The organism is Candidatus Kuenenia stuttgartiensis (assembly GCF_900232105.1).
Classification (GTDB): domain Bacteria; phylum Planctomycetota; class Brocadiia; order Brocadiales; family Brocadiaceae; genus Kuenenia; species Kuenenia stuttgartiensis_A.
In genome coordinates this window covers 3447588-3460599 of record NZ_LT934425.1, presented here as the reverse complement: position 1 = coordinate 3460599, position 13012 = coordinate 3447588, and the positions used below count along the sequence as shown (strand labels likewise).

Below are 13012 nucleotides of genomic sequence, written 5' to 3'. Positions count from 1 at the left end.
CGGTGAACTACATAGGACCTGAAGCCATTCTTCAAAAGAAACAGGAATATCTTATTCCTTGTGTCTATCATTTTTATAAAAAGCCGATGCAGATCGTCCGGGGAGAGATGCAATATCTTTATGACCATAAAGGGAAAAAATATCTGGATCTTTATGGCGGCGTCTCGGTGATGAATGCGGGGCATTGCAATCCTGAAATTGTTGAAAAAATATGTGCACAGGTAAACACGCTGCAACATACTACGACAATATACCTGACACAACCCATTGCAGACCTTGCGGAGAAGTTATCGGAGATTACCCCGGGAAATCTAAAGCGGTCGTTTTTCTGCGCAAGCGGGTCAGAGGCAAATGAAGGCGCTGCGCTTATCTCACAGTTATTTACGAAAAAGAGCAAATTTGTCGCTATTGAGCAGGGTCTTCACGGACGTACAAAGCTGACGATGAACCTTACCGGCATTCCCATGTGGAGGACAGATCCGTATCCATCCGGTAATGTGACACACATCCCCGCTGCATACTGTTACCGCTGCGCCTACGGCCTTACCTATCCCAATTGCGATTTAAAGTGCGCCAGACGTCTTGAGGATGTTGTACGGGATGGAGATTTTGCCGCCTTAATAATTGAACCTATACAGGGAAACGGGGGAATTATTACACCGCCTCCAGAGTATTTTCAACTCATAAGGGAGATTCTCAATAAATATAAGGTACTCCTGATAACAGATGAAGTGCAGACGGGTTTTGGCCGTACCGGAAAAATGTTTGCCATTGAACATTGGGACGTTGTGCCTGATATTATGTGTATGGCAAAGGCATTGGCGAACGGAACACCCCTGGGCGCTTTTATTACCAATGACGCTGTTGCGTCGGCATATACCAGGCCCGGGGCTTCAACAACCGGGGGAAATCCCGTATCAGCAACCGCCGCACTTGCCACAATTGACGTCATTGAGAATTATCGTCTTGTTGAGAAGGCAAAAGAACTGGGCGATTATTTTAAAAACGCATTGAACGATTTGCAGCAAAAATACCGCATTATCGGCGACGTCAGAGGGATGGGCCTTATGCTGGGCGTGGAGCTGGTAAAAGAGGATAAAATCCCGGCGTTTGACGAAACAGATAATATTTTGGAACAGTTAAAGGATCTGGGGATCCTTGCGGGCAGGACAGGTATATCAAGAAATGTACTCACATTCCAACCACCTCTGGTGATTACACAAAACGACATCGACCACCTTTGCATGGTGTTAGGGATAATTTTATCAAAAGTATCAGATGGCTAACTACAGTCAAACAAATCTATGGTCAGAGGCCAGAAGTCAGAAGTCGGAAGTCAGACCATATTTGTTTGGCTATATTGTCAGGAGGTTGCAGGAATTACATGTCTAAACCAGGCGTATCGGGAAATGAATCCCAAAACACGGGTATTTTAAAGGAAATCATCGAAACAAACATAACCAGGAAACTGATCCCTAAAGGATTAAGTTGGTTAGGGTGCATGGGTGGATTATCGCTGCTTGCTTTTTTAATCCAGTTGGGAACAGGCATATTTCTTATGTTCTATTTTATTCCCAGCCCGAATGAAGCGGCAGCAAGTTTTCAGCGTGTGAGCCATAGTGTTCCGTATGGATGGTTGATTCAGCGCATACATTCCGTTGGACCGCATATTATGATTGGAATGGTTTTCAGCCATATGCTCAGGATTTATTTTAAAGGAATTTACCGGCATCCAAGGGAATTACACTGGGTATCTGGGGCAAACCTCCTTATTTTAACACTGCTCATGTATTACACCGGCAGTTTTTTAAAGGCAAATACTGCCGCGGAATTATCGAAATTCCAACTTACTTGTTTTTACACATTACACATTGCCGGTATTCCGCTTGCAATGATGCTCTTTATGGGTATGCATTTTTTTATGGTGAGAAAGACCGGGATATATGAGCAATTATAATTTTCAAAAAACGGAGGGAACGAAACAACTCATAAAAATACATAACGGTAAAATGCTGCAACATAAATTCACTAATACCCACCTCTATTCTGCCGATAAATCCGGTAGCATTGAATGTCAAATTTATTCCGCAAAACAGTAAGACAGACAATTTTAAAAAGAAATTATCATGTTAAATGCGACGGGAAGCACAAATTATACCGCCATTGCAGCACATATCGCAGTTCTCGCCCCAAAGTATGATCCCAAAAAAGAATCTATCCTTAAGAGAACCAAAATACAATCAACAAACAACTCAAACAAGTCCGGGGTAAGCACCGAAGGCGAACCGGAACAACCACATACGGTGCATTCAAAACCGCAAAGCACTGAAAACAATCCGGGATATAATGAAGCGCCTGTTTCCAACATTGACTTTGTCACATAACTTCTGTCTTATGCCGGCTTGAAATTGGAATCTATCACATGTTATACGGAGGAAAAAACCACTCTCATTACAGTATGGTATAAATTTTCTTGTAATCATTTTTTTTTGTTGCAATTTTTTACTTAACTAACTATTATCTTGTCCCTTACAAACTACAATATAGTAATATTTTTTGATGTCCCCTCGATTTTTCAAAAATCTAAATTTATGTATAGGAATTTCAATATTTTAGTAGAGACGCATTGCATGCGTCTCTTTGTTGTGTCAACATTTTCTTTACTCACAGCAGTTTCCAGACGTATGCAATGCGTCCCTAAATTATTACCAATTTTTAATCATGGAAAAATTGCTGGAAAAAATTAAAACAAAAAAGGCAAAAATAGGCATAATTGGTCTTGGTTATGTCGGCCTTCCCCTTGCGCTTGAGTTTGTGCGCAGCGGATACTGTGTGACAGGCATTGATAGAAACAAAGACCATGTCGCCTCTCTGAACAGGGGAAAATCATATATTGGGGATGTCAAAGACGAAGATATTGCGCAATTTGTAGAAAAAAGACTTTTTCTTGTAACTGATGACGCCTCTGCCATATCTACACTTGACGCCATAAGTATATGCGTGCCAACTCCTTTAACAAAAACGAAAGACCCCGACATGTCTTACATTATTAATGTCAGCCAGGAGATAAAAAAGCACATGCGCAAGGGTCAGCTTTTGGTATTGGAAAGCACCACCTATCCCGGTACAACCGAGGAGTTGGTCTTGCCGATATTAGAGGGTGATACACTCCGGGTCGGAAAGGATTTCTATCTTGCCTTTTCACCGGAACGGGTTGATCCGGGGAACAAAGTTTACAGTATCAGGAATGTTCCCAAAGTTGTGGGCGGCGTTACAAAACAATGCACAGAGCTAGCCATGAGTTTGTATGGACAGATCGTTGAAAAAATTGTCCCCGTTACATCCACAAAGGTTGCAGAAATGGTGAAATTACTGGAAAATACCTTTCGCAGCGTAAACATAGCGCTTGTAAATGAAATTGCCGTCATGGCAGAAAGGATTGGGATAGACGTCTGGGAAGTGATTGACGCTGCCAGGACAAAACCATTTGGATTCATGTCGTTTTATCCCGGACCTGGTCTGGGTGGGCATTGCATACCGATAGATCCGTTATATCTGTCCTGGGTTGCGAAAAAAAATGGCTTCGAATTGCGTTTTGTTGCGCTTGCCGACCAAATTAACAGTGCAATGCCTGAATTTGTTGTGGAAAAAATTACCGATGCGCTAAACAATTTTGAAAAAAGTGTAAAAGGTTCTGCAATACATATCCTCGGGGTTGCTTATAAAAAAGACGTCGGCGATATCCGGGAGTCCCCCGCATTGGAAATAATGCATCAATTAAAAAACAAGGGGGCGAAATTGACATATTCTGACCCGTATATCCCGGAAATCAACTATCACGGTCTTTGCACAAAATCAAAGACGCACACAAAAGAATTTTTTTCAAAAATTGATTGCAGTGTTATCGTAACGGATCACTGCTGTTTTGATTACGACTTAATCGTCTCCCATTCAAAGTTAATAGTGGATACCCGCAATGCTTTAAAAGGGGTTAACAGAAAACATATATTCCGACTCTAACAATGACTGATCTGCTTTTTGAAATAGGTACTGAAGAAATTCCTGCCGGTTATATAACGCCCGCACTCAATCAGATAAAAACATTATTCGGTGAACGTTTCAAATATTTCCGTCTGACATTTCAAAGCATTTACTGTACGGGAACACCAAGGAGGCTGGTAGTTTTTATCAAAGGCCTGCCGGAAGAACAGGAAAGCGTCACAGAAGAAATACAAGGCCCTTCTGTTGCAATTGCCTTTGATAAGGCGGGAAATCTTACAAAGGCGGGCTTAGGGTTCGCAAAATCACAAGGCATAGAGAGCAACACCCTCCAAACAAAAAAAACCGCAAAGGGAGAATATTGTATTGCAATAAAACAGATTACGGGGGAAAAGACGCTGCATCTATTGCCTGGCATTCTGGAAGAAATTATTCAAAAAACATCCTTCCCGAAATCAATGAAATGGAAAACCAACAACCTTTTTTTCGCCAGGCCGATACGCTCCCTCCTTGCATTATTCGGCAATAAGGTTGTTCCGCTTGAGATAAATGGCATAAAGGCGGGAAATGTTTTTTCAGGTCACCCTTTTCTGTCAGGGAAAAAGATTGAAATCCAGGTTGCAGACTGGGAGCAGTATAAGCAGTTGCTTAAACAGGAGAAAGTTATTGTAGATATACCGGAAAGGCGCAATATACTGAAAGAAAAAATAACGAAACTAATGAAACAGCACGGGGCAACATTTGATGATGAATCATTGCTGGATGAGGTTGCCAATCTGGTAGAATATCCCAATGCCGTAACATGCAGTTTCGACGATAAATTTCTTGATATTCCCGATATAGTGATAGAGACGGCAATGAAAGAACACCAGAGATACTTTCCTGTTAAAAAAGCAGACGGAAAGCTGATAAATAAATTCATCGTGGCGCTGAACCGCGACGAACCTAACGAAAACTACCCCATACAGGGCAATGAACGTGTTCTGAAAGCGAGGCTTTATGACGCAAGATTTTTCTGGAAAGAAGACAGAAAAATTCCCCTTGAAAAACGTGTAGAAGACTTAAAACAGCTTGTCTTCCTTGAAAAACTCGGCAATTACTACGAGAGAACCGGCAGGATTGTTGCCCTGACCGATTACCTGTCAAAACAATTAATCAGATTTAATCATCCCGATTTTAGTATTGCTGATATTGATGCTGCAAAACGCGCAGCACTACTATGCAAGACAGACCTCCTCACCCAGATGGTTGGCGAATTCCCATCATTACAGGGAATTATGGGCAGGGAATATGCCGCATGGGACGGAGAAGAACCCGCTGTTGCACTGGCGATAGAAGAGCATTATCTGCCCCGCTTTGCAGCGGATAAAATCCCGTCTTCAATAATCGGCGCTATCGTTGGACTTGCCGATAAGTTTGATACGATATCCGGTTGTTTTGCCCTTGGATTGCATCCAACGGGGTCGCAGGATCCTTATTCTCTGAGGCGCCATGCCTACGGAATAATTCGTATCATAGAGGAGCATGGATTCACCTTGATGCTTGAAGAAGTTCTTGGCCAGTCATTATCCATACTCATGTCCCAGACACAAAGCTCTTTATTTACTTCTGACAAATTAATACCGGAAATAAAGAACTTCTTCAGAGAGCGATTATTCCATACAAATATTGAAAAGGGCTGTAGTCATGATCTCGTAAACGCTGTTTTGAATGCGGGCGCAGGGTTTGACGATATGTATGATTTTTTACAGAGATTAAAGGACGTTTCCATGCTTTCAAAAGAAAAATACTGGCCAGACCTGGTATCTGTGGTGGAAAGGACATTCAACATAAGCAAAAAGGTAAAAGGCGAGGGGATGGTTAGTACAAACTTATTAAACGAAAAAGAAGAACTGCAATTGTGGGAAATTTACACCGCTAATGAAGCAAAAATCAGAACCATGATTCAGGATAAGAAATATGTTGAAGCCTCGTTTACGTATAACGAAGTTTTTGCTGAACCGGTGCATGCGTTTTTCGAAAAGGTTTTTGTAAATGTTGAAGACATGGAGATTCGCAATAATCGATTATTGCTGTTAAGGGAAATTAATCAATTATACTCGGAGAAAATAGCCGACCTCTCACAAATAATTATGACAGAAAAGGATTGAAGTTTATACCTTTTAAAATAGGTAATAATCTGGTTTTTTGAAAAAGAATTTGCCATACATATATAGCACAGTGTGCGTGGCAAAAGATTTGCTGTCTTATAACACACCCCAGGCCCCTCTTTTTATAGAGGAGATAAGAAGTTTCCGTAGAAGAAAAAGTTGAATTTTTATGCAATGTCCGGAATGTGATGTTGAATTTTTAAATAAGAAGATTGTGCATAGTGAATGTCACGAGATGAATTTTTGCGTTTTTGAAGATACTCACGCGTGGGGTATGTTCCCAGTGTAGCAGCGAGTACCTTGAACCTGAAGTTACAAAAAAAATTGACTATATAATTGACCATCATATAGAACCCGAAAAATATGAGAAGATACCCGTGTATTCTTTAAAAAATTTTAACCGTATGTAGGATGGGTCAAACTAACGTAATGGAATGGTTTTTCAAAAGACTAAAGTGTTACTGAATGGCTAAATCGATACCAAATAATTAAACACCTGCAGGACATGATAATTTTACACTTAACTACCTGATTATTTATGTATGAAACGAATATATACTTACACTTAAAAAATGTGCCGTTATTTAATAGCCTCGCCAATGAGCAATTAAAAACACTTTTTAGAGCAGGCATTACTAAGAGTTTTCCAAAAGACCACGTAATTTTTTATCAACACGATCATGGAGATACATTTTATATTGTAATCACAGGAAAAGTAAAAATTACCCTTTTAAATGAAGACGGCAAGGAGATCGTGCTTTCGCTCTTAAAGGAAGGCGATTTTTTTGGTGAAATGTCGCTCATGGACGATGAAACACGGTCTGTAAGCGCAGTCTGTGTAGAAAACACCACATTGTTTTTGTTTACAAGAAATCAATTCCACAAACTTATTTCAAATTATCCAGGCTTATTGACAAAAATATTTACCGAAATATGCTCAAGGCTCAGACATGCAAATAAGAAGATTGAAAGTTTGGCTTTTTTGGACGTTTGCGGCAGAACAATACAATTACTCCAACAGTTAAAACTTGAGCAGGGTGAAAAAACAAATGCCGGCATTGAAATATCACATGCACCAACTCACAAAGAAATTGCCAGCATGGTCGGGGCATCACGGGAAACAATCACGAGAATTATTAAAGTGCTTAAGGATAACAATACACTTGTCTCTTACAAAGGTAGAAAAGTCATTTTAAGAGAACATGCCAATAATTTATTGATATAATTTCTTTTAAATGTGACAGACGTCATATCCTTTAGTAAAAATAAAATTATAATATACCCAATAAATCAGCTTCTGCTGGAAACTATTTGAAAACGTCCGAATATGTTTTAGTCAGTACTATACAAGTCAAAATCTATTGGTGATGAGAAATGATTAAAAACATCTTAACAACAAAGAAAAGAAAAAGCAGGTTTCCGCTCCGTAAAAGACAGAAAGGATTGCAATACATAAAAGAAGTATGTTGCACTTTACCGGAAATATTAGAACGCTATGCCGCTGAGATTCCGAATAAAACGGCCATCATCTATCATCACAAAAAGATCAATTACCATGGATACAACACGTTGGCAAACAGCCTGGCAAATGAATTGTTGAACATAGGAGTGAAAAGAGGCGACCGGATAGGTTTAATGCTCCCAAGAATTCCTGAACTTGTGATAAGCTTCATGGGAATCGCCAAAGCCGGGGCCATAGTTGCGCCAATTAATTACGAGCTGACAGAAGAAGGCATACGCGCCATTTTCAAAAATATTATGCCTGCGTGTTTGATAGTCCACAGCACGCATATTGAACAAGCAATTCGGGCCTTGCCTCAAAATACCGATATACCCATTATTCTTGTGGGGGAATATACGGGATGCGGCATACCATGGAATGATATTATAAACGGCGGGAAAACAGATAACCCTAATCTTGACATTCAGACGCATGAGGTTGTTTATTTAAATTATACATCAGGCTCTACGGGAAATTCAAAAGGGGCGGAAACTACACATTCCAACATATATTGGAATACCATTGCCGCAATCGACATACTGGGATTGAAGAGTGATGATATACATCTTTGCATGTTTGCCCCCTTTGCCCATCCCCATGAAATATTTGCCCGTTCGCTTTTCCTTGGTGGAACGATTACGCTTGTTGAAAAGATTTATCCCAAATCAATAGCGAATGCAATTTCATCCTGTAAAGTAACCTGTATGATGGGCCTTGCCCCTTTGTATGAAAACTTACTGGATGTTCTCGAACATGGAATGTTTGATGTTAGTTCTCTCAGAATTCCGGAAAGCGGGGGCATGTACACCCGTACAAACCTTATAGAAAAATTTAAACAAAAAACAGGCGTCCCGATTATTCCCGTATGGGGCAGTACCGAAACTACCGGAATCGCTATTGCCAATCGCCCTGGCGACGATATCCCAAAACGCTCAATCGGGAAACCATGTCCAACATATGAGATAAAAATTGTTGACGAAAATAATAATGAACTTACTCATGGAGAAATCGGAGAGATGATCTTCAAAGGACCGGCAGTTGTGCAAAATTATTATGGCAATGCCGGCAATACCTGTTCTCAAGACGGATGGTACCACAGCGGCGACCTTGGAATGAAGGACGAAAACGGCTATTTTTATTTTATAGAGAGAAAATCGGGGATGATGAAGGTCGCCGGATTAAAGGTGTATCCGCAGGAAATTGAGCGCGTTTTGCTGGAACATCCTTCTATAAAAGAAATAGCGGTTATTTCTGTAAAAGACAGATTGAGGGGAGAAATACCAAAGGCAGTTGCCGTGCTTCAGCCGGGGGAGAATGTAAAAGAACACGAAATCCTGAATTTTTGTAAAGACCGGTTGCCTCATTATAAACTCCCAAGAATAATCGAAATCAGGAAAGATATCCCCAAAAGCGGCAGCGGTAAAATAAATAAAAACAGTTTAATCCTGGAGCATGTATGAAAGCGCTGATTGTGGATGGAGAATGGAATCCCAGAAAGAACTACCCGTTAAGCAATGAAGAACAGGCCAAAAAACGGGCAAATGTGGGTAGCCAGGTATGGCAGCATACGCAATTTGAAGTAAAAGACGTTTCGGTACCTAACCTGCAAGACGACGAAATTCTTGTGCGAATAAAAAGCTGCGGAATCTGCGGATCAGATACCCATCTTTACGAAACTGATAAAGACGGATATATCATATTCTCAGGCGTGACGGAACTCCCCCGCATCATCGGACATGAGTTGTCTGGAATAGTGGAACAGACAGGTAAAAATGTGCGAAACGTCAGTAAAGGCGATTGGATCGCCGCTGAAAGCATTATGTGGTGCGGCATGTGCCATGCATGCAGGAGTGGTTCGCCCAATCAATGCAAATATATCAAATTAATGGGATTAAGCGCAGACGGCGCTTTTGCGGAATATATTGCAATAAATGAAAGATATTGCTGGGAAATTAATGATTTTCGGGAAATATATTCAGAAGACGAGGCATTTGATATTGGCGCCCTTATTGAACCTGTGGGCTGCGCATACAATGGGCTGTTTATTGTTGGGGGCGGATTTCAGCCTGGTGCCACGGTAGTCGTATATGGCACAGGCCCTATTGGATTAGGCGCTATTGCATTAGCAAAGATTGCAGGCGCAAGCCAGATTATTGCCTTTGACATAATAGATGAAAGGGCGAATATTGCATTAGAGATGGGGGCAGACTACGCTTTTAACACAAATAAAATGCGCGATTGTCTTTCCGGAGAAAAGGTAATGGAGATAACAAAAGGCTGGGGCGCTGATATACAAATAGAAGCAGCCGGTGCAGCACCTGCCACCATTCCCGAAATGGAAAAATCCATGGCGATTAACGGTAAAATAATATACCTTGGACGCGCGGCGACAACAACATCGATGCATCTGGATCATCTTGTATCCGGCGCAAATAAAATTGTTGGGGCAAGAGGGCATTCAGGATACGCAATCTTTCCTTCCATTATTAAACTTATCGCAACCGGGCGGCTTAAGCTGGACAAAATGATCACTGCAAGATACCCTTTTGCAGGAATAATGGAGGCAATCAAGGCTTCTTCCGAAAGGACAGATGGAAAGATTTTAATACATATATAATCGATGACGTCATGCTAAGTTTCCCTGGTTAATAAAGTAAGATTTAATATCTTATAAGTAATTTCTTTGCATTTTCTGGCAAAATATTTAAAGTTAAAATCCAAGTATCAATTTAGTTTTTGAAAAACATATTATCTATTAGCTCCATAGGAGCGATCTGTTTGTAGAGATTAGTGCAAAAATAGAAAGAAAGCTCCGTAGGAGCGACCTGTATTATGCCGAATACATATTCGTAAATTTACATTCAAAGTGAACTATTACAATTAACAAAAAGGTTACACTCAAATGAAAACGGTAAATACTTGTGCAGTTACGTATGACAAAGAAAAATGCACCACTCCGATGCTGTTGACAGCATTCATCTTGCTTTTAGTTTTTTTAAACGGTTGCGCCTCCACAGGGGTAAAGCCTGTCGTCGAAAATCCTGCAGCGCCTGTAGATCAAGGTGAAGAATTCGAACGGTTAAATACGATAAAGATATCCCAGTTTATACTGGGAGTAGGCGATTCAGTGGAAATCTCCGTTTACCGGCATGACGATCTTCAAAGATCCGTAAGGGTAAACAATTCGGGAAAAATCATGTTCCCGTTAATCGGAGACGTGCAGGTTGCCGGTGTCGGCGCCTTTGACCTCAGAGAACAATTGGAAAAAAGGCTATCCCATTATATTGTCGATCCGCAGGTACTGGTTAATGTTACCAGCATACAAAGTAAAAAGACCATCGTGATCGGAGAGGTTAATTCTCCTGGATTTTTTGTGCTTGATACGGACATCAGTGTTATAGAAGCGATTTCCAGGGCAGGCGGAGCAACAAGCAACGCAAAACTGGAAAATGTAATTTTAATGAGACGGGGTGAAGGCAAACCAACGATTTACGCCTTAAATACAAAAGATGTGTGGAAGAAGGGGGATTTTTCTCAAAATATGATGCTGGAACACGGGGATATAATATTTGTGCCAACAATGGTTATCGCAAACGTCGCAAGGTATTTTTCTTATTTTCAGCAAATAATCAGCACTATCATTGGTTTTGAAAGCGGTATAATTTTATATCCGCAGGTAAAGGACGTATTGACACATGGCAAAACAGATGCTGGCGGCGGAACCACAATTAACATCCCTGTGAACTAAAATATGGGGTGTGGCAGAATCTGTCAGCTTTTGCTCTGAAACTCATGCCCCTCTCTTTATATTAAAAACGTTGGTAATTGAAAAGGTAGAGAATTTATAATAATACCTGACAGCAATAAAGAGCAAGATATTTAACAGCATAACACTCACCATATTTGTAAATGCAGTGCCGCTTATACCATATTTAGGAATAAGCCATACATTGAGTGTGATATTTATTATTGCTACCAGAAACATTATATTACGGAAAATTTTTTGTTTTCCCGTCATGTTTAAAATATATGCAACGGGACCCGACATGATATTTACCATCTGCCCGGCAGTCATCATTATTAAGGCGTTTTTCCCTGCCCCAAATTCTTCACCAAAGATTTTGAGAAAAAATGATGGAAATACAAAAAACATAATCAGTATTGGGGTTGTTACCCAGAAAATAAGTTTTGTTACCTGCCGGGCTAGTTTTGCAAGGGATGCAATATCGCCATTCCCATAAAATTGGGCAAACTTAGGCGCGGCAATACTATTAAATGCGAAAAGGGGAATGCTTGCCAGCATTGATAATCTGAAAGCGACATTGTAAATTCCCACATCACTTTCCGTTTTAAAAGCGCCAAGCAGTATTTTATCCGTCCATCCCATAAATAAACATAACGAGTTCGATATTAAAATAGGCAATGATATAGTAAAGAGAGTTGTGTATTTCATGCCTGCTTCAGGTAACACACGAGTAACGTTTAATTTCTTCAGCCATAGGAATACCGACAGAAAAAATACCATAGAAATACTTACAGCATATGCAGCAAACGGCATATATTTCCCTCTGCTGAAAAAGAGAAATATCACCAGTAGGAACACTGAAAAAAGTGGTATGGCCAGGTCCTGTAAAAATGCGTATTCTTTAATCTTCTTCAGCGCCCGCAAACTTTCTGAATTTATAAAGATAATAACCATTGGAAGTATCATGAATGATACTATCTGAAAATATGCAGACAGGTATGTTTTGTTAAACAGGTTTCTGGCAATATAGGGAGAAAGGAAATATAAAAGGATACTGATAAAAACACTAACGGGAATAATTATTTTCAGCGCTTTCACATAAATATCGGCAATAAGAGCATTTTTGTTTTGAGAAGAATATTCGGCGATAAATCTTAATAATGTAGTCTCTATTCCAAGCCTGCCCAATACGGTGCAAATATTCAAAAATGTAATAAAAAGGGTGAATATCCCTGCGGTATGAGCGCCATATTTCCTCGTAATTAACAACATTAATAAATAAGAAGCCAGTATTCCCGAGATCTTGAAAACAAAAGAAACAAAACCGCTTTTAAGAAGTTCACGCAGATTGATATCGCTTAATTTAGCAATAAATTTATGGATTATTTTGGAGGGAGTTATATGCGCAGGATACATATTCTGGTTATAATTCTGAAAATGTAAATATAAAATGGAATGTCTTTGGGAATTGTGTTATATTCGCCGCTTCATACAATCCAGATACAGTACATCTCCAAAAGTAAAAAAATATCTGCTAAAAACAGTATCTGTTACGGATTGCCGTTTGACTTTTAAGCTTTATAGCAATTATTTATTTACCATGCAACGCAAAAGTAT

General features: G+C 40.0%; 10 protein-coding genes. 9 read left to right on the top strand and 1 reads right to left on the bottom strand.

All coding sequences use genetic code 11. The features are described from left to right. Positions 1-2: 2 nt before the first annotated feature. The 9 genes from KSMBR1_RS16185 to KSMBR1_RS16145 all read left to right on the top strand — a co-directional run bounded on the left by KSMBR1_RS16185 (position 3) and on the right by KSMBR1_RS16145 (position 11398). Positions 3-1286 carry an aspartate aminotransferase family protein gene (locus tag KSMBR1_RS16185; protein ID WP_230408008.1) on the top strand — a complete coding sequence of 428 codons (1284 nt, stop codon included), beginning with the start codon at positions 3-5 and terminating at the stop codon, positions 1284-1286. Between the two features lie 98 nt (positions 1287-1384). Further along, complete coding sequence (locus KSMBR1_RS16180; RefSeq protein ID WP_099326242.1) at positions 1385-1957, top strand: cytochrome b N-terminal domain-containing protein; 573 nt, start codon at positions 1385-1387, stop codon at positions 1955-1957. Between the two features lie 169 nt (positions 1958-2126). After that, on the top strand, positions 2127-2384 hold the full coding sequence (locus KSMBR1_RS16175; RefSeq protein ID WP_099326241.1) for a hypothetical protein: 258 nt from the start codon (positions 2127-2129) through the stop codon (positions 2382-2384). Positions 2385-2721: 337 nt separating this feature from the next. Then, positions 2722-4020, top strand: a complete 1299-nt coding sequence (locus KSMBR1_RS16170) for a nucleotide sugar dehydrogenase (protein ID WP_099326240.1) — start codon at positions 2722-2724, stop codon at positions 4018-4020. 2 nt (positions 4021-4022) lie between these two features. Further along, positions 4023-6149, top strand: a complete 2127-nt coding sequence (gene glyS, locus KSMBR1_RS16165) for a glycine--tRNA ligase subunit beta (RefSeq protein ID WP_099326239.1) — start codon at positions 4023-4025, stop codon at positions 6147-6149. A 538-nt stretch (positions 6150-6687) separates the two neighbouring features. After that, on the top strand, positions 6688-7374 hold the full coding sequence (locus KSMBR1_RS16160) for a Crp/Fnr family transcriptional regulator (RefSeq protein ID WP_099326238.1): 687 nt from the start codon (positions 6688-6690) through the stop codon (positions 7372-7374). A 149-nt stretch (positions 7375-7523) separates the two neighbouring features. Further along, positions 7524-9110 carry a class I adenylate-forming enzyme family protein gene (locus tag KSMBR1_RS16155; RefSeq protein ID WP_099326237.1) on the top strand — a complete coding sequence of 529 codons (1587 nt, stop codon included), beginning with the start codon at positions 7524-7526 and terminating at the stop codon, positions 9108-9110. After that, on the top strand, positions 9107-10267 hold the full coding sequence (gene iolM / locus KSMBR1_RS16150) for a scyllo-inosose 3-dehydrogenase (protein WP_099326236.1): 1161 nt from the start codon (positions 9107-9109) through the stop codon (positions 10265-10267). The genes KSMBR1_RS16155 and iolM overlap by 4 nt, the downstream gene beginning before the upstream one ends. Before the next feature lie 285 nt (positions 10268-10552). Next, positions 10553-11398, top strand: coding sequence for a polysaccharide biosynthesis/export family protein (locus KSMBR1_RS16145; RefSeq protein ID WP_099326235.1), 846 nt, complete (start codon positions 10553-10555; stop codon positions 11396-11398). A 42-nt stretch (positions 11399-11440) separates the two neighbouring features. Here the strand turns inward: KSMBR1_RS16145 and KSMBR1_RS16140 are convergent, their stop codons facing one another. Then, on the bottom strand, positions 11441-12811 hold the full coding sequence (locus tag KSMBR1_RS16140; protein WP_099326234.1) for a flippase: 1371 nt from the start codon (positions 12809-12811) through the stop codon (positions 11441-11443). Positions 12812-13012 lie beyond the last annotated feature (201 nt).

What these genes read in the sequence shown, in the direction of transcription:
- KSMBR1_RS16180 (WP_099326242.1), top strand. Translation starts at nt 1,385, where the DNA reads ATGTCTAAACCAGGCGTATCGGGAAATGAATCCCAAAACACGGGTATT.
- KSMBR1_RS16175 (WP_099326241.1), top strand. Translation starts at nt 2,127, where the DNA reads ATGTTAAATGCGACGGGAAGCACAAATTATACCGCCATTGCAGCACAT.
- KSMBR1_RS16170 (WP_099326240.1), top strand. Translation starts at nt 2,722, where the DNA reads ATGGAAAAATTGCTGGAAAAAATTAAAACAAAAAAGGCAAAAATAGGC.
- KSMBR1_RS16160 (WP_099326238.1), top strand. Translation starts at nt 6,688, where the DNA reads ATGTATGAAACGAATATATACTTACACTTAAAAAATGTGCCGTTATTT.
- KSMBR1_RS16145 (WP_099326235.1), top strand. Translation starts at nt 10,553, where the DNA reads ATGAAAACGGTAAATACTTGTGCAGTTACGTATGACAAAGAAAAATGC.
- KSMBR1_RS16155 (WP_099326237.1), top strand. Translation starts at nt 7,524, where the DNA reads ATGATTAAAAACATCTTAACAACAAAGAAAAGAAAAAGCAGGTTTCCG.
- glyS (WP_099326239.1), top strand. Translation starts at nt 4,023, where the DNA reads ATGACTGATCTGCTTTTTGAAATAGGTACTGAAGAAATTCCTGCCGGT.
- iolM (WP_099326236.1), top strand. Translation starts at nt 9,107, where the DNA reads ATGAAAGCGCTGATTGTGGATGGAGAATGGAATCCCAGAAAGAACTAC.
- KSMBR1_RS16140 (WP_099326234.1), bottom strand. Translation starts at nt 12,811, where the DNA reads ATGTATCCTGCGCATATAACTCCCTCCAAAATAATCCATAAATTTATT.